15 protein-coding genes are annotated in these 17,340 nt (G+C 60.5%); 12 read left to right on the top strand and 3 right to left on the bottom strand.

The features are described from left to right. Position 1: 1 nt before the first annotated feature. The 4 genes from fmt to E2F43_RS06085 all read left to right on the top strand — a co-directional run bounded on the left by fmt (position 2) and on the right by E2F43_RS06085 (position 5,188). The gene (gene fmt / locus E2F43_RS06100; protein WP_133210597.1) at positions 2-967 is read left to right on the top strand and encodes a methionyl-tRNA formyltransferase; all 966 of its coding nucleotides are present in this window, start codon (positions 2-4) and stop codon (positions 965-967) included. Further along, positions 967-2,259, top strand: coding sequence for a 16S rRNA (cytosine(967)-C(5))-methyltransferase RsmB (gene rsmB, locus E2F43_RS06095; RefSeq protein ID WP_133210595.1), 1,293 nt, complete (start codon positions 967-969; stop codon positions 2,257-2,259). Before fmt ends, rsmB begins: the two co-directional genes overlap by 1 nt. A 103-nt stretch (positions 2,260-2,362) precedes the next feature. After that, positions 2,363-3,736 carry a Trk system potassium transporter TrkA gene (gene trkA / locus E2F43_RS06090; protein ID WP_133210593.1) on the top strand — a complete coding sequence of 458 codons (1,374 nt, stop codon included), beginning with the start codon at positions 2,363-2,365 and terminating at the stop codon, positions 3,734-3,736. A gap of 3 nt (positions 3,737-3,739) precedes the next feature. After that, positions 3,740-5,188, top strand: coding sequence for a TrkH family potassium uptake protein (locus tag E2F43_RS06085; protein WP_133210591.1), 1,449 nt, complete (start codon positions 3,740-3,742; stop codon positions 5,186-5,188). Positions 5,189-5,537: 349 nt separating this feature from the next. Here E2F43_RS06085 and djlA read toward each other — a convergent pair whose 3' ends face one another. Both djlA and E2F43_RS06075 read right to left on the bottom strand, forming a co-directional pair. Then, entirely contained in the window at positions 5,538-6,323 is a 786-nt protein-coding gene (gene djlA / locus E2F43_RS06080) for a co-chaperone DjlA (RefSeq protein ID WP_133210589.1), read from the bottom strand. Between the two features lie 53 nt (positions 6,324-6,376). Next, complete coding sequence (locus tag E2F43_RS06075; RefSeq protein WP_133210587.1) at positions 6,377-7,270, bottom strand: lysophospholipid acyltransferase family protein; 894 nt, start codon at positions 7,268-7,270, stop codon at positions 6,377-6,379. A 91-nt stretch (positions 7,271-7,361) separates the two neighbouring features. Between E2F43_RS06075 and glyQ the strand changes: the two genes are divergently transcribed. From glyQ to E2F43_RS06055, 4 genes are all read left to right on the top strand, one after another. Further along, positions 7,362-8,318 carry a glycine--tRNA ligase subunit alpha gene (gene glyQ / locus E2F43_RS06070; protein ID WP_133210585.1) on the top strand — a complete coding sequence of 319 codons (957 nt, stop codon included), beginning with the start codon at positions 7,362-7,364 and terminating at the stop codon, positions 8,316-8,318. Continuing rightward, the gene (glyS, locus tag E2F43_RS06065; RefSeq protein WP_133210583.1) at positions 8,315-10,393 is read left to right on the top strand and encodes a glycine--tRNA ligase subunit beta; all 2,079 of its coding nucleotides are present in this window, start codon (positions 8,315-8,317) and stop codon (positions 10,391-10,393) included. The genes glyQ and glyS overlap by 4 nt, the downstream gene beginning before the upstream one ends. Before the next feature lie 2 nt (positions 10,394-10,395). Next, positions 10,396-10,953: a D-glycero-beta-D-manno-heptose 1,7-bisphosphate 7-phosphatase gene (gene gmhB / locus E2F43_RS06060; RefSeq protein ID WP_133210581.1), complete on the top strand. Its 558-nt coding sequence runs from the start codon at positions 10,396-10,398 to the stop codon at positions 10,951-10,953. Positions 10,954-11,052: 99 nt separating this feature from the next. Further along, on the top strand, positions 11,053-12,570 hold the full coding sequence (locus E2F43_RS06055; protein ID WP_133210579.1) for a DNA recombination protein RmuC: 1,518 nt from the start codon (positions 11,053-11,055) through the stop codon (positions 12,568-12,570). Positions 12,571-12,608: 38 nt separating this feature from the next. Here E2F43_RS06055 and E2F43_RS06050 read toward each other — a convergent pair whose 3' ends face one another. Further along, a complete protein-coding gene (locus tag E2F43_RS06050) occupies positions 12,609-13,163 on the bottom strand; it encodes a MarR family winged helix-turn-helix transcriptional regulator (RefSeq protein WP_275259564.1) in 555 nt (184 codons plus the stop codon). A 256-nt stretch (positions 13,164-13,419) separates the two neighbouring features. Between E2F43_RS06050 and ectA the strand changes: the two genes are divergently transcribed. The 4 genes from ectA to E2F43_RS06030 are packed head-to-tail and all read left to right on the top strand — an operon-like array spanning position 13,420 to position 17,233. After that, a complete protein-coding gene (gene ectA, locus E2F43_RS06045) occupies positions 13,420-13,983 on the top strand; it encodes a diaminobutyrate acetyltransferase (RefSeq protein ID WP_133210575.1) in 564 nt (187 codons plus the stop codon). After that, positions 13,980-15,287: a diaminobutyrate--2-oxoglutarate transaminase gene (gene ectB, locus E2F43_RS06040; protein WP_133210573.1), complete on the top strand. Its 1,308-nt coding sequence runs from the start codon at positions 13,980-13,982 to the stop codon at positions 15,285-15,287. The genes ectA and ectB overlap by 4 nt, the downstream gene beginning before the upstream one ends. Before the next feature lie 41 nt (positions 15,288-15,328). Beyond that, positions 15,329-15,733 carry an ectoine synthase gene (locus tag E2F43_RS06035; RefSeq protein WP_133210571.1) on the top strand — a complete coding sequence of 135 codons (405 nt, stop codon included), beginning with the start codon at positions 15,329-15,331 and terminating at the stop codon, positions 15,731-15,733. Positions 15,734-15,793: 60 nt separating this feature from the next. Next, positions 15,794-17,233 carry an aspartate kinase gene (locus tag E2F43_RS06030; RefSeq protein ID WP_133210569.1) on the top strand — a complete coding sequence of 480 codons (1,440 nt, stop codon included), beginning with the start codon at positions 15,794-15,796 and terminating at the stop codon, positions 17,231-17,233. The last annotated feature ends 107 nt before the right edge of the window (positions 17,234-17,340 follow it).

Here is a 17,340-nt window from a genome sequence, read left to right as displayed (position 1 = left end):
GGTGGCCTCTCTGAAACTGATATTCGCCGGCACGCCAGATTTTGCCGCTATACATCTAAAGGCGCTCATTGAAAGTGAGCACCAACTTATAGCTGTATATACGCAGCCTGACCGCCCCGCTGGAAGGGGCAAGAAACTGCAGGCCAGTCCGGTCAAGCAACTGGCCGAGGCGGCCGGCATACCGGTATACCAGCCCGGCAGTCTGCGCGACGCCGGAGAGCAGGCCAGGCTCACCGGGCTCCGGGCCGACGCCATGGTGGTCGTGGCTTACGGCCTGATCCTGCCCGCGGAAGTCCTGGCCGCGCCGCGCCTGGGCTGCCTCAACGTACACGCCTCACTGCTGCCGCGGTGGCGGGGCGCCGCGCCCATCCAGCGGGCCATAGAAGCCGGTGACCGGGAAACCGGCACCACGATCATGCAAATGGATGTTGGCCTCGATACCGGCGATATGCTGGCCACGGCCCGCTGCGAAATCGGCGCGGATACCACCGCCGCCAGCCTCCACGACGAGCTCGCCCGGCTCGGGGCGCCATTACTGGTAGAAGTGCTCTCAGACCTGCCCGGCTACCAGGCCAGCGCCACTGCGCAGGATGATACGAAAGCCAGCTACGCCAACAAGATTTCCAAGGGTGAAGCGGAACTCGACTGGCGGCGACCGGCCAGCGAGCTCGATCGGTCCATCCGCGCCTTCAATCCCTTCCCCGTCTGCTTTACCCACCTGCAGGGCCAGCGCATCAGGATCTGGCAGGCCAGTCCCGCTGGCAACGCGCCGTTGCCGGAGCCTGCGGGTACCCTTCTAAGTGCCGATCGCGACGGTATCCTGGTCAATTGCGGCAGCGGCCAACTGAGGTTGGAGCGCCTGCAACTGCCGGGGGGAAAAGCGCTCAGCGCCGAGCAGGTGATGAACGGCAGCGCCGACCTGTTCAGTTCCGGCAGCTGCTTCTCCCTGCCTGAAGTAAACAACTGATGGCACGCGATACCCGCGCCACCGCGGCCGGTGTGCTGGCCGGTGTGCTGGCGGGCAAATCCCTCAACCAGGTGCTGCCGCCGGCGCTGGAGCAGGTCACTCCCCGCGATCGCGGGCTGCTGCAACAGCTCTGCTACGGCACCTTGCGCCAGGCACCGCGCCTGCAATCCATTCTCGACCAGCTACTCACCAGGCCGATGCGTGACAAGGACCGCGATGTACAGGGACTGCTGCTGTGTGGCCTCTACCAGCTGGATGGTACCCGCATCCCCGATCACGCGGCCGTGTCAGCCACGGTTGCCGCCACCCGGGCCCTGAAAAAGCCCTGGGCAAAAAGCCTGACAAACGCCGTCCTGCGACGCTTCCTGCGGGAACGGGAGTCGCTGCTGGCAAACCTGGACATCGCTGCTGCAGCAGCGCACCCCCAGTGGTTATTCGACGCCATTCACCGGCAATGGCCGCAACACGCCACCACCATTATCGACGCCAATAACAGCCAGCCCCCCATGACCCTGCGGGTAAACCGTGGCAAGGGCAGCCGGGAGGATTACCTGCGGACCCTGGACGAAGCGGGGATCGGCGCAAGGCCGGGAACGCGGTCAGCAGACGCCATCTACCTGGATTCACCGATGGATGTCGCAGGACTTCCAGGCTTCGAGGAGGGGCGGATCAGTGTGCAGGATGAGGCGGCGCAACTGGCGGCGCAGCTGTTGGCTGCAGCAGCGGGTGAACGGGTACTGGATGCCTGCGCCGCGCCCGGAGGTAAAAGCTGCCATATTCTCGAACAACAGCCCCTGCTCGGCGAACTGGTGGCTATGGATGTCGACCCCCAGCGCCTGGCCCGGGTGGAGCAAAACCTTGAACGGCTGCAACTGCAGGCCCATGTTATCGTCGGCGATGCCACCCGGCCGCCCGCGGAGTTGGCGGCAGGCAGCTTCGACCGCATCCTGGTGGATGCGCCCTGCAGCGCCAGCGGGGTTGTCCGTCGCCACCCGGATGTAAAGCTGCTGCGCCGGGAGCGGGATATCAAGGGCTTCAGCGAACAACAGCGGGCGATTCTCGACGGTCTGTGGCCGCTACTGAGGCCCGGCGGCCGCTTGCTGTATGCCACCTGCTCGCTACTGGAGGGGGAAAATACCGCCGTCGTACAGCAGTTTCTGGCCGCGACGCCGGACGCCAGACTCGGCGCCCTGTCACCAGCGCCGGGTGAGAGTACCGCCACGGGCTGCCAACTGCTGCCCGACCCGTGGGGCCCTGACGGCCTGTTCTACAGCCTGCTGGAGAAAACCTGATTCGCCGACGGACCTCAATTGTGCACAATTCCCCTGCGCTGGCTCTTACAATGTGCAGGCAATTTCTTTATTGTTTCCAGATATTTAGCCGAACCCGCAAGCTATGAAAATCATAATTCTCGGCGCCGGCCAGGTTGGCGGTACTCTCGCTGAACACCTGGCCAACGAGCAGAACGACATTACCGTCGTCGATACCCATGCCGGCAAACTGCGGGCCCTGCAGGATCGCCTCGATATCGGCATCGTCACCGGCGGCGCTTCCCACCCCAACAGCCTGTACAAGGCGGGGGCCGAAGACGCGGACATGCTGATCGCGGTTACCAACTCCGATGAAATCAACATGATGGCCTGCCAGGTCGCCCACACCCTGTTCAACACCCCCACCAAGATATCCCGGGTGCGCTCTCCCAACTACCTCGCCCATCAGGAGCAACTGTTTAACCGTGATCACATACCGGTGGATGTGATCATAGGCCCGGAGCAGTTGGTGACCAACAACATCCGCCAGCTGATCGCCAATCCCGGTGCCCTGCAGGTACTGGATTTCGCCGATGGTCGGGTCCAGCTGGTGGCTGTCAGGGCCTATCACGGAGGCCCCATCGTCGGCCAGGAACTGCAGGAAATCCGCACGCACATGCCCAAGGTAGACACCCGGGTGGCGGCAATTTTTCGCCACGACCGGGCCATTCTGCCCCAGGGCGATACGGTGGTGGAAGCGGACGACGAGGTGTTTTTCATCGCCGCCCGGGAGAACATTCGCGCGGTAATGTCCGAGCTGCGCAAGGTCGATAAACCCTACAAGCGGGTCATGATCGCCGGCGGCGGCAATATCGGCGCCACCCTGGCCCTGTCCATCGAGGGGAAGTACCAGGTGAAGGTCATCGAGCGATCCTACGAACGCTGCCGGGTACTGTCGGAGCGGCTGAAGCACACCATCGTTCTTAATGGCAGTGCCTCAGAACCGCAACTGCTGGCCCAGGAAAACATCGAGGCCAACGATGTGTTCTGCGCACTCACCAACAACGACGAATCCAACATCATGATGTCCATGCTGGCCAAGCGCATGGGCGCCAAGAAGGTAATCACCCTCATCACCAATCCCGCCTACGCCGAGCTGGTGGGTGACGAAATCGATATCGCCATTTCGCCGCAGCAAATTACCATCGGCAGCCTGTTGACCCATGTGCGCAAGGGCGACATCAGCAACGTCCACTCGCTGCGCCGGGGCGCGGCGGAGGCCATTGAAGTCACAGCCCATGGTGACGCCTATTCCTCGAAAGTGGTCGGTCGCCGGCTGGATGAAATCCAGCTCCCGGAAGGCGTGACCATCGGTGCCATTGTGCGCGGCGAAGAAGTGCTGATTGCCCACAAACACATCGTGGTCGAGACCGACGACCACGTCATCCTGTTCCTGGTGGACCGGCGCAAAATCAACGCGGTGGAAAAACTGTTCGCCGTGGGCTTCGGATTCTTCTGATCTATGCATCTCTCGGTCTCACTGCGCATTCTGGGAATACTGCTGATGCTGTTTTCCAGTACCCTGCTGGTTCCCCTCGTTACCGCTCTGATTACCGACGACGATACCGCCAACGGCTTTCTCTACGCCCTGGGAATAACCTTTTTCGCCGGTCTGGCGATCTGGGTTCCGGTAATGAACGCCCGGCACGACCTGCGCATACGCGATGGCTTTCTCATTACCTCCCTGTTCTGGACGGTACTGGGCCTGTTCGGTGCACTGCCCTTCGCGCTCACCGAAAGCCTGAACCTCACCCCGACTGAAGCCGTATTCGAATCCATTTCCGGCTTGACGACGACCGGCGCCACGGTCATTACCGGCCTGGACTCACTGCCGGCGTCGATCCTGATCTACCGGCAGCTGCTACAGTGGCTGGGCGGCATCGGCATCATCGTGGTCGCCGTCGCCGTGCTACCCATGCTGGGCATTGGCGGTATGCAGCTGTATAAGGCGGAAACGCCCGGGCCCTCCAAAGACAGCAAGCTGACGCCACGCATCACCGAAACCGCCAAGGCGCTGGCGATGGTCTACGTGTCACTGACCATTATCTGCGCCGTGGCTTACTGGCTGGCCGGCATGACCTCCTTTGACGCAATCGCCCATGCCCTGTCTACCGTCGCCATTGGCGGCTTTTCCACCCACGACGCCAGCATGGGCTACTTTGACAGTAACGCCATACTGCTGATCAGCAGCCTGTTCATGTACATCTCGGCCATTAACTTTGGTCTGCATTTCATCTTCTGGCGCCGGGGGAGCATCGCCCCCTATCGCAAGGATTCCGAAACCCGTTTTTTCTCCAGTGTTCTGCTGATTTGTGTTGCCGTGACCTGTAGCTACCTGATCATCAGCGAAACCCTGAAACCGGACGACGGCCTCGTACACGGTATCTTCCAGGCGGTTTCCATTACCACCACCACCGGCTTCACCACTCAGGACTTCGCCCACTGGCCATCTTTCCTGCCGGTGATGCTGCTGATGTTTTCCTTTATGGGCGGTTGCGTTGGCTCCACCGGCGGCGGTATGAAAGCCATGCGGCTGATGCTGATCTACAAGCAGGGTGTGCGTGAAATGAAGCAGCTTGTGCACCCCCAGGCCATTATTCCACTCAAAGTTGGACGCAGGCGGGTAGAGGCCTCGGTGGTCAGTGCGGTGTGGAGTTTCTTCGCGGTTTACACCACATCTTTTATTATCATCATGCTGTTGCTGATGGCGACAGGCCTTGATTTCACCACTGCGTTTTCCGCCGTGGCCGCCGCCATTAACAATCTGGGCCCCGGGCTGGGCGAAGTCTCGGCCAACTTCGCGGGCATCAGTGATGTGGCCAAGGGCATACTCTGTTTCACCATGCTGCTGGGCCGACTGGAGATCTTTACCCTACTGGTGTTGTTTACGCCGATGTTCTGGCGTATTTGATTCTGACGCTGCCTAGGTACCTCATCGCCCGGCGCGCGATCCGATACTTCCTCCCGAAAACCGCCAAAAAGCATACATCCATGTATAGGCTTGGCTTCGGCCGTCCTGGCCTCAGACATTTTCGGGAGGAAGTATCGGACCCCACACCTCTATCAGGCATAAGAAACCTGACTTACGGCAACAGGCGCTCTCAGTCGTCTTGTGGCACTGAGCGAGGCCCGGTGGAGTGGTATCGCCTTCCCGGGGCGTCGGACGACAGGACGTCGTCCGCCGAGTCTGTACAGGGAAGTACGCTTTTTGACGGTCCCGGGAAGGCGATACCACTTCACCGGGCCGGACTAAACAGAGACTACTCGCGAGACTTCTTGATCATCTCATACGCCGCCTGAATCTCCTGCGAACGCTCGGTGGCCAGCTTGATCATGTCCTCGGGCACGCCCCGGGCGATCAGCTTGTCCGGGTGATTCTCACTCATCAGCTTGCGGTAAGCCCGTTTCAGGGTTTTGTCATCCACATCCGGATCAACACCCAGTGCTGTGTACGCATCCTCCAGCCGGGTGCCCGGTTGCGCCTCGAAGCCGGAGGAACCGTGGAAGTGACCCTGGGCCTGCGCCATGCGCAACATCTGCTCCAGCTGCGCGGCGTTGAAGCCCAGCCCGGTGGCCAGGCGCTGCAGGGCCTGTCGTTCAGCGGCCTCGATTTTGTGGTCAGCCAGGGCCAGGGAAATCAGGAAGAACAACAGGGTCTGGCACAGCTGGCGCTGGCCCCGGCAGATTTCCATGAAGGCAGAGATCGCTGGCTCCGGCTGGAAGTCCGCCGCCGAGCCCCGCTTGAACAGTTCGATAGCCCGTTTGCGCTGTTCGGCGTTCAGACCCATCTGGGCGATCACCGCCTCGGTATGATCCACCTCCTGCCGGGAGATATGCCCATCCGCCTTGGCCAGGTATCCGGAGAGCAGGAAGGTGGTTTCAAAAAAACTCTGCTTGATGCGGGCGATATTCTGGGGCGAGGCAAACTTCAGGGTCTGCATCAGGCCATTGTCGAACAGGTGGCCTACGATGAGCCCGAGGATCAGGCCAATGGGGCCGAGAACCAGGAGACCGAGCACGCCACCAATAATTTTTCCGTAGTACATAAGATTCCGTCAGCTGCCGTCAGGGCAGGAGTTGTGAGTCGGGAAGCGGGGGGTCAGAGGTCGTCGTAAACACCGGGGCCCTGTTTCGGCCTTTGCCGGAAACGCTTGTACTCCCACTGGTACTGTTCAACGCAGTAACGCACACAGGCTTCAACGCCGCGGTTCATGGCAGCGAGCGACACCTGGGTGTCCTCGTCGTATATCCCGTCCTCGGCGAGGAAATAGCGTACCGCAAAGCCCCCTGCAATGCGCTCGGCAAGGCCGAAAACCGCCAGCGCACCCGTGCGGCGAATCATATTGCTGGCCAGCGTCGGGGTAAAACAGGGATGGCCCATAAATGGGGCGTTTTCCCCGGAATTCAAGTCACCCGGCGCCTGATCCGGCAGGATGCCGGAAATTCCGCCGCCCTTGACGCTCTTGAGCAGTTTCACCAGGCCGCGGCTGTCAGTGGGTACCAGGGTGGCCCCGCTGCGCTGGCGGCCCCGCTCGATCATCGGCCCCAGCGCAGCCAGCTTGGGCGGCTCATAGAGGGAGACGGTACTACCAAGGGTGGCGAGATGCAGGCCGACAATCTCCCAGTTACCAATATGGGGAGCGAGAACGATGACCCCCCGGCCCTCACCCTGGGCCTCGCTGATCAGCCCGGCGCCTTCCACTGACCTGATCAGGCCCCGGATTTCTTCCCAGGGCCGCAGCCAGACATGACCGGTCTCTGCCACCAGTTCGCCTGTTGCACAGAGGCTGCGCTTGGCCAGTTGCGTCCGCTCGGCGGCGCTCAGCTCGGGAAAGGCAAGCGCTATATTACGTTCAGTAACCTTGCGGCTGCGCCCGCCAAACGGCCAGTACAGGTGGACCGCTGTCCGCCCCAGGGCCCGGGCCCAGGACAAGGGGAGCAGCGCGCAGAAGTGCAGAAACAGCTTGATTATCGCTGCCTTGAGGCCATTCATGGGTGAAATTCACAATCGGGTAAAGCGCATATTATGCCGACAAAAGAGCCTGTATAATAGCCGCCCTTTGCAGCGACCTCACGGGCACCACGTGGTAGACAATCAAGACAAACCCCTGACATTTCAGGAACTTATCCTGAGATTACAACAGTTCTGGGCAGACCAGGGCTGCGTTGTTCTGCAGCCTCTGGACATGGAGGTGGGCGCCGGTACCTTCCACCCCGCCACCTTCCTGCGCGCCGTCGGCCCCGAGAGCTGGAACGCCGCCTACGTGCAACCCAGCCGCCGTCCCACCGATGGCCGCTACGGGGAGAACCCCAACCGCCTGCAGCACTACTATCAGTTTCAGGTGGTCATGAAACCATCGCCGGCCGAGTTCCAGGAGCTCTACCTGCAGTCCCTGCAGGCGCTGGGTGTGGACACCAGTATCCACGATGTGCGCTTTGTCGAGGACAATTGGGAGTCGCCGACCCTGGGGGCCTGGGGACTGGGCTGGGAAGTCTGGCTTAACGGCATGGAAGTGACCCAGTTCACCTACTTCCAGCAGGCCGGAGGACTGGAGTGCTACCCGGTGACCGGCGAGATCACCTACGGCATTGAACGTATCGCCATGTACCTGCAGGGTGTGGACAGTATTTACGACCTGGTCTGGGCTGACGGCCCCGCCGGGCGCGTGACCTATGGCGACGTGTTCCACCAGAACGAGGTGGAAATGTCGCGCTACAATTTCGAGGAGGCGGACGTGGAACAGCTGTTCGGCTTCTTTGATCACTGTGAGAGGGAGGCCCTGCGTCTGGTGGACAAGGGTCTGCCATTACCCGCCTATGAAATGGTGATGAAAGCCTCGCACACCTTTAACCTGCTGGACGCGCGGCACGCCATCTCGGTTACCGAGCGCCAGCGTTTTATTCTCCGCGTACGCACCCTGGCCCGGGCGGTGGCCCAGGCCTACTTCGACACCCGTGCCGCGCTCGGTTTCCCGCTGGCGGAAGAGGGCATTCGCAAGGAAGTGCTGGATCGCACCCAGGTCCAGGAGAAGTCGCCATGAACACCGAAACACTGCTTGTAGAACTGGGCACCGAAGAACTGCCCCCCAAGGCACTGAAGTCCCTTGGCCTGTCTTTTCGCGACGGTATTGTGGCCGGCCTGGCCCAGCGTGGGCTCAGCCATGGCGAGGTACAGTGGTTTGCATCACCGCGCCGACTGGCAGTGCAGATTGCCGAGGTACAGCTGCGCAGCGCCGACAGGGACATCGAGGTCCTGGGGCCACCCGCTGACCGGGCCAGGGACGACGCTGGCAACTGGACGCCAGCTGCCGCCGGCTTTGCCAGGAAGCAGGGCGTGGCACCAGAAGACCTGCAGCCCATTGATACCCCCAAGGGCGCCCGCCTGGGGCTGAAGAAAACCGAGCCGGGCATCGCCACCAGCGACTGCCTCAACGCGATTATCCACGAAGCGATTGCCGGACTGCCGATCCCCAAGCGCATGCGCTGGGGCGCCAGCCGGATTGAATTTGTCCGCCCGGTGCACTGGGTTGTCGCCATGCTGGGCGACCAGTACGACCACGGCGAGGTGCTTGGCCTGCCCACCGGCAACACCACCCGCGGCCATCGGTTCCACTCCAGCGGCGAGATCATTCTCGTCGATCCGCAGCGCTACGAGCAAACCCTGGCGGACGCCCGGGTGGTGGCCAGCTTCGACCAGCGCCAGCAGATAATTCGCGAACAGGTACAGGCAGCCGCCGAGCAACTGGGAGCTACTGCAGTCATCGATCCGGAGCTGCTGGACGAGGTGACCGGCCTGGTTGAGTGGCCAGTGGCGCTGACCGGCTCTTTCGAGCAACGCTTCCTGGAGGTGCCGGCAGAAGCGCTGGTGTCGTCCATGAAAGAGCACCAGAAATATTTCCATGTGGTGGATGACAGCGGTCAACTGATGCCGCATTTCATCACCCTGAGCAATATCGAGAGCAAGGATCCGGACCAGGTCATCGCCGGCAACGAGCGGGTCATCCGCCCCCGCCTGGCTGACGCGGCGTTCTTCTTTGAGACCGACAAGAAAACCCCGCTGGCGGACCGGGTACCGGCACTGGAAAACATCGTCTTCCAGCAAAAGCTGGGCACCATTGCCGACAAGACCCGCCGGGTTCAGCAACTGGCCGGCGAGCTTGCCGCCAAAATCGACTCGCCGGTCGACAAGGCCCGGCGCGCGGCCCTGCTCAGCAAGACCGACCTGGTCACCGAGATGGTGCTTGAATTTTCGGACATGCAGGGTATTGCCGGGTCTTACTACGCCCGCCACGACGGTGAAGACGCCGACGTCGCGGACGCCATCGCCCAGCAATACTGGCCCAAATTCGCCGGCGACCGGTTGCCCGAGTCCGGCACTGCCTGTGCCCTGGGCCTGGCCGACCGGCTCGACACCCTGGTCGGCATTTTCGGTATCGGCCAGCCACCCACCGGGTCCAAAGACCCCTTTGCGCTGCGCCGGGCCTCGCTGGCCGTGCTCCGGATCATCGTCGAGAAGGAACTGGACCTGGATCTGGCGGAGTGCCTGGCGCTGGCGGCAGCGCAGTACCCGCAGGGCGTGCTCGCCGAGGACACCACCGGGCAGGTGCTGGATTACATGATCGAACGTTTCCGCGCCTGGTACGAGGAAGAGGAGATCCCGGTGGAAGTTTTCCGGGCCGTGGCCGCGCGCCAGTTGAGCCGGCCGCTGGACATCCAGCAGCGGGTGCTGGCGGTTCATGCCTTCAGCCAGTTGCCGGAAGCGGCGGCCCTTGCCGCTGCCAACAAGCGCGTGTCCAATATCCTGGGCAAGCTGGATGACCAGCACGAGTTCGGCGGTGTAAGCACTGACTTACTTGAAGAGCCGGCAGAGAAAGCCCTGCAGGAAAGGCTGAGCGTATTATCGGCAGTTGCCGGCGACCACCTGGCCAGAGGTGAATACCGCGAGGCGCTGGCGAGCCTGGCCGGACTGCGAGAGCCGGTGGACCAGTTCTTCGACGGGGTGATGGTTAACGCCGAGAACGAGTCGCTGCGCAACAACCGGCTCAACCTGTTAAAGGCACTGCGCGACCAGTTCCTCGAAGTAGCCGATATTTCACAGCTGGTCGTCGCCAAGTAGCCATGCCTTTACTGATCCTGGACCGGGATGGCGTCATCAACCAGGATTCGGATGACTACATACGCTGCCTTGACGACTGGGTCCCGGTACCCGGCAGCATCGAGGCGATCGCGGCGCTGTCCCGGGCCGGCTACCAGGTGGTGATTGCCACCAACCAGTCCGGCCTCAGTCGCGGCTATTTCACTCTCGATATCCTGGAGTCCATTCACGATCATCTGCGCGCCCTGGTCGAGGCGCAGGGCGGTACTGTTGCCGGCATCTTCTACTGTCCCCACCTGCCCGATGAGGGGTGCGACTGCCGCAAGCCGGGCACCGGGCTGTTGCGGGCCATCGAAACCGAGCTCCAGCAACCGGTGGCCGGCTGCTACTTTATCGGCGACAGCCTCAAGGATTTGCAGGCCGCCAGGGCGATGGGCTGCCGACCGGTGCTGGTGCTGACCGGCAAGGGAGAGAAGACCCGGGGCCAGCTGGCCTGTGCCGACGTGGACCTGGCGCAACCTGACACCGTGCCGGTCTATGCCAGCCTGGCGGAGGCCAGCCAGGCCATTCTGGCCCGCTAATCCCGTCGAAAAAGCGACAGGTACCGCCGGTACAACACAAATAATCCGCTACGGCCACGCCCTTTGTTTTACACTGGCCCCAACACAACAGGGCACTCCATGACAGAAGCAGAAATCCAGCAACTCATCATCGCCGGGGCTATTGCGCTGGGCGGCCTGGCGATCGGCCTGTTGATCGGTATTCTCCGTGGCCAGAAGCAGGCCGATCAACTGCGCGGGGTACTCACTGCCAGCAATGAGGCACTGCAGCTTGATCTGGCCATCAGTCATCGTGAGATCACCGCCCTGGAGGTGGAGCGCAACCAGCTGCAGGCACGGCTGCAGGAACAGCGGCAGTCAATGGCCGACCTGGATCAACAGTTACAACAGCAGAACCTGCGCTTTCAGGGCCTGCAGCAGGAACACACCCGCCTGCAGACCCAGCAGGAAGAGCGCGACGAGCAGCACAAGGACCAGATGGCCCTGCTGAAAGAGGCCAGGGACAATCTCAAACAGGAATTTGAGCTGCTGGCCAATCGGATATTCGAGGACAAGGGCAAGAGCTTCACCAGCACCAATCGCGAATCCCTGGAATCCCTGCTGAAACCCTTCCGCGAGCAAATCAGCGGGTTCCAGTCACGCATCAACGAAGTGCATACCGAATCGGTCAAGGGGCACTCGGCCCTGGAGGCGGAAATCAGGAAGGTGCTGGAAGTCGGCCTGGAAATGAACTCCCAGGCCACCAATCTCGCCAGCGCCCTCAAGGGAGACAAGAAAACCACGGGTAACTGGGGCGAAGCGCAGCTGGAACGCACCCTGGAACTGGCCGGCCTGATCCCCGGGGACCACTATGAGACTCAGGCCAGCTACACCGATGCCGATGGCAAGCGACGGCTGCCCGACTTCGTTATCAAGCTACCCGACAATAAATGCCTGGTGATCGACAGCAAAGTGTCACTGGTTGACTATGATCGGGCGATTTCGGCAGCGACGGAGGAGGCGCAGGTCGAGGCTCTGAAGGCCCACGCCCAGGCAGTGCGCAATCACATCGATGATTTGTCTGCCAAGGACTATGCCGGTCTGTCCGGTCTCGACAGTCCGGATTTCGTGCTGATGTTTATGCCGGTTGAGCCCGCCTATATCGAGGCCATGAAATATAACCGCGAGCTGTTCAACTACGGGTACCAGCGTCAGGTGATCATGGTGTCCCACACCACTCTCATGCCCATCCTGCGAACCGTCGCCAACCTGTGGATGATCGACCAGAGCAACCGTGAGGCGCGGGAAATCAGTGCGCGGGCAGGGGAGATCTACAACCAGGTCTGCCTGGTGGCGGAACGCCTGCACAAGCTCGGCAATACCCTGAAGTCGGCGAACAACCACTATAACCAGACGGTGAAAGGCCTGGCCGGTCAGCAGGGATTGGTGGGCAAGGTGGATCGCTTTCGCCAGTTATCCAGCAAAGCCAGTAAACACCTGACCGAGCTGGAGCCCATTCACGCCGATATCGAGTTGGAGAGACTGGAGGCGATAGAGCTCGACACCCAGGCCCCGGAAAAGCCCAATGAGCAGGAAGAGCCCGTAACGCTCGAAGTGGTTAATCGTGAGCTGGAAGAAGAGTCATCGTCGGAACAATGATTGCATCCAGACGACAGACTGCCAGCTCTTCCGGCGTTCTAGCCCTCGCCTGACGCTTCCGGCGTGTTGTTCGGGATGCTATGGTGCAGCCCGTGCACGTTCTCGGTCGCCTCCAGCGGCCGGTCCAACGTTCCAATGTCGAGCACCGGCGAAGCGTCAATATGCTCGGCATCCATCATGTAGGCCACCCGCTGTAACGCAGCGATAATCGACGTCTGCTCCCACTCCTGCAGGTCATTAAACTGCCGGGCAAACTGGTCCTGCAGGGGCATTGGCGCATTCTGCAGAGACTCCATTCCCTTCTCGGTGAGGCAGGCGTGCACCTTGCGCTTGTCCACGGAGGAACGCTGGCGCTGCACCAGACCCCGCTTCTCCATCCGGTCCAGTATGCTGGTCACGGTAGCCTGGCTAAGACTCACTTCCTTGGCCAGGTCGCCAATGGTCGCCCCCTCGAGCTTGCGTATCGCCTGCAATAACAAAATCTGCGGTGCCGTCAGTCCCGAGATCTTGGCCAGCTGCCGGGAGTGCATATCCGTTGCCCGGATCACCCTGCGCAACGATGTCAGCACTTCATCTATACGATTCAATTGCATGTCCTGTCCGGTAGTCCGGGCATGATTATACGCCCTTGCAGCCCGGGGGATACGCTCTGCGGACATGGAGCACCTCCACTGAATTCACTGAAAGTATTGTAGTAAAACCTTAATCACTGCTTTACACAAGGTTATTTTTTAGCCTTATGTGGAAATATATCGGCAATTATTACCGAATTTTGCCGTAGTTGTTGATTTATACCCGACTATCCCTATAATTCGCAGCCCTTATTCCATCGAGTACTAAACATTTGTTATGAATACAGTTCAGCCACCGGAACCCATCCGGCTGCGGCAACCCAATGCCTTTGACGGGCACCAACTCCATCAACTGGTCCAATCCTGCCCACCCCTGGACGTCAACTCGGTCTACTGCAACCTGCTGCAATGTTCGCACTTCGCCGAGACCTCGGTTGTGGGTGAAGCGGAAGGCCAACTGGCCTGCGCCATCAGTGGCTACCTGGTGCCGGCGCGCCCCGACACACTGTTTATCTGGCAGGTCGCAGTCGCTGAGGGCGCCAGGGGGCAGGGCGTGGCCGGCAAAATGCTGGCGCATATCCTCGCCCGGCCGGCCTGTTCCGGTGTGCGCTACCTGGAGACCACGGTCACCAATTCCAACCGCGCATCCTGGGCCCTGTTTGAAGGCTTTGCCCGTCGTTTTGACGCCGAACTGAGCCGCAGCGAGATGTTTGAAAGCCAACTGCATTTCGCCGGCGCCCATGAAACCGAGGTGCTGGCGCGCATCGGGCCATTGCCTGACGTCACCGCAGAACAAACGAATACCACCGATACCAACACCGCACTGGAGAAATCAGCATGAAGATTTTTGAAGAAATCGAATCAGAAGTTCAGAGTTACGCGCGGTCTTTCCCGCGGGTCTTCCACCGCGCCAAAGGGGAGTTTCTGTACGATGACAACGGCGTTGGCTATCTGGATTTCCTGGCAGGGGCAGGCACCCTGAACTATGGGCACAACAACCCGCTGTTCAAAAACGCCCTGATGGACTACATCGCCGAGGACGGGATTACCCACGGCCTGGACCTGCATACCCGGGCCAAGGGGAGATTCCTGGAGAGCTTTAACGAGAAAATTCTCAAACCCAGGAATCTGGACTATGTGGTTCAGTTCACCGGACCTACCGGCACCAACGCGGTAGAGGCGGCTCTCAAGCTGGCGCGAAATGTCACCGGCCGTGAAAATGTCATCGCCTTCACCAATGGCTTCCATGGGGTCAGCCTCGGCGCCCTGGCCGCCACCGGCAACTCACACCATCGCGGTGCCTCCGGTGCCTCCCTGAACGGGGTCACCCGTATGCCCTACGACGGCTATATGGGCGAAGACATCGACACCACCGCGTACCTGGACAAGCTGTTGTCCGACTCCAGCAGTGGCGTGGACACGCCCGCGGCGGTCATTGTCGAAACGGTACAGGGCGAGGGCGGCATCAACGCCGCTTCTTGCGACTGGCTGCGCAACCTGGAAACCGTGTGCCGCAAGCACGGCATGCTGTTGATTGTCGACGACATCCAGGCCGGTTGCGGTCGCACCGGATCCTTCTTCAGCTTTGAAGAGGCCGGCATTACGCCGGACATCGTCACCCTGTCGAAGTCACTGAGTGGTTATGGCCTGCCATTGGCTGTGGTGCTGTTTAAGCCGGAGCTCGACCAGTGGCAGCCCGGCGAACACAACGGCACATTCCGCGGTAACAACCTGGCATTCGTCACCGCCACCGCTGCCATCGAACATTACTGGTCGGACGATAAGTTCGCCAGCGAGATCCAGCGCAAGGGCGAGTATGTTGCCCGGCGTCTGCAGGCGATTGTCGATCAATCGGGACAGGGCAACTTCACCACCCTGGGCCGGGGCATGTTCCAGGGCATCAACTGCGTCAACGGTGAGCTGGCGGGCGAAATTACCCGCAAGGCTTTCAAGAAAGGCCTGATTATCGAAACCAGTGGCGCCGACGACCAGGTCATCAAGTTCCTCTGTCCGCTGATCATCAGCCAGGAAAACCTGGAGCGGGGCATCGACATTGTCGAAGACGCCATCCGCGAGGTATGCGCGAGCGAGTCTTCCATCACCCAGGCAGAGGACTACTTTGAAGACGTGGTCAAGGCTGCCTGAGCCCTGGTCACTACAACCCCTACGAATAGAGATTTATAGTCATGATTGTTAGAAGCCTGCATGAAGCAGAAAAGACCGACCGCCGTATCGTTTCTCCCGATGGCAACTGGGAAAGTACCCGGTTGTTGCTGAAAAATGATGATATGGGCTTTTCCTTCCACATCACCACCATTTACGCCGGTGCGGACTTCAGGATGCACTACCAGAACCACCTGGAGTCTGTTTATTGCCTGTCGGGGTCCGGCGAAGTAGAAACCCTGGCCGACAACCGGGTGTATCCCATTGAGCCCGGCACAATTTACATTCTCGACAAAAACGACGAACACATACTTCGCGCTGCCAGCGAAATGAAAATGGCCTGCGTATTCAACCCGGCTCTCAGCGGCAAGGAAGTCCACAACGCGGAAGGAGCGTACGAACTTGAGGCAGAGGCTCTGTCGGCATAAATGCCCTCGCACGTTATCACCGACCACAACGGCCATTTGCCGAACAAAGGAGTTAAAGCAGTGACTACCCATACGGTAGAAAAAATCGGCGGTACCTCAATGCTCAACTACGAGGCCGTCCGGGACAATATTATCTTGCGGGGAGACGGCCGGGGCCAGCCCTACAACAGAGTCATCGTGGTGTCTGCCTATGGTGGCATCACCAATCTGCTGCTCGAGCACAAAAAATCCGGCCACCCGGGTATTTATTCCCTGTTTGCCGGAAGCGAAATGGAACACAGCTGGCGCAATGCCGTCGCCAAGATTCGCGCCGAAATGCGCGAACTGAACGCACGCCTGTTCGACGACGTGATCTCGATGGAACGCGCCAATCGATTTATCGAGGAGCGGCTCGATTCAGCGGAATCCTGCCTGCTGGACCTCCAGAGCCTGTGCAAACACGGTCACTTCTCGCTGCAGTCACATCTGGCCAGCGTGCGCGAAATGCTCGCCAGTATCGGCGAGGCGCAAAGTGCCTGGAATACGACCCAGTTGTTGCAGCGCGACGGTATCAACGCCTGCTTTGTCGACCTCACCGGCTGGCAGGATGACGAGCACCTTGCGCTGGACACGCGCATCAACAATGCCCTTGAAGGATGTGATTTCGCCAACACACTGCCCATCGTGACCGGCTATGCGCACACCGACGCGGGGTTGATGTCCACCTTTGACCGGGGCTACACCGAAATGACGTTCAGCCGGATTGCGGTCGTGACCGGTGCCCGGGAAGCCATCATCCACAAGGAATTTCACCTCAGCAGCGCCGACCCGGCCCTGGTCGGAGAGGGGAATGCCGTGCCCATCGGCCGGACCAACTACGATGTCGCGGACCAGCTGGCCAACCTCGGTATGGAAGCGATACACCCCAAGGCTGCCAAAGGCCTGCGCCAGAACAACATTCCCCTGCGGGTGAAAAATACCTTCGAGCCAGAGCACAGCGGAACCCTGATCACTCCTGACTACGTCAGTGCCACTCCCTGTGTGGAGATCATTGCCGGTACCCGCGGTGTGTTCTCGCTGGAGCTGTTCGACCAGGACATGGCGGGGGAGATCGGTGAGTTCGACCAGAAAATACTGGCCGTACTCAAGCGGTTTCGTGCACAGATTGTGGCCAAGGACATCAATGCCAACACCATTACCCACTATCTGTCCTGCAACCTGAAAACCATCAAGCGGATCCGCCAGGAACTGGAAGGTATTTTCCCGGAAGCGAGCATCGACCAGACCAAGGTGGCGGTGGTTTCTGCGATCGGTAGTGACCTGCAGGTTAACGGCTTGCTGGCCCAGGCAGTCGGTGCCCTGGCGGAGTCAGACATTGGTGTCAAGGCCATGCACCAGGCAATGCGTCAGGTGGACATGCAGTTCATCGTCAATGAGGACGACTACCAGGATGCTGTGCGCAATCTGCATCAGTGCCTGGTGGAAGTTCACGACCATGGCAGGGCAATATGCCTCGCCTAGCAACACTGTTGCTGTTAATGCTGGTGACGCAGCAGCCGCCAGCGAACCATCGACCCGGATCAGCCGGATGAATGATTCACTCCCCATCATCCCGGCGCGGAGAGCCG

The organism is Seongchinamella unica (genome assembly GCF_004354085.1).
Classification (GTDB): Bacteria; Pseudomonadota; Gammaproteobacteria; order Pseudomonadales; family Halieaceae; genus Halioglobus; species Halioglobus unicus.
Note: the sequence above shows the minus strand (reverse complement) of the source record. Positions and strands in the feature narration are given on the sequence as shown.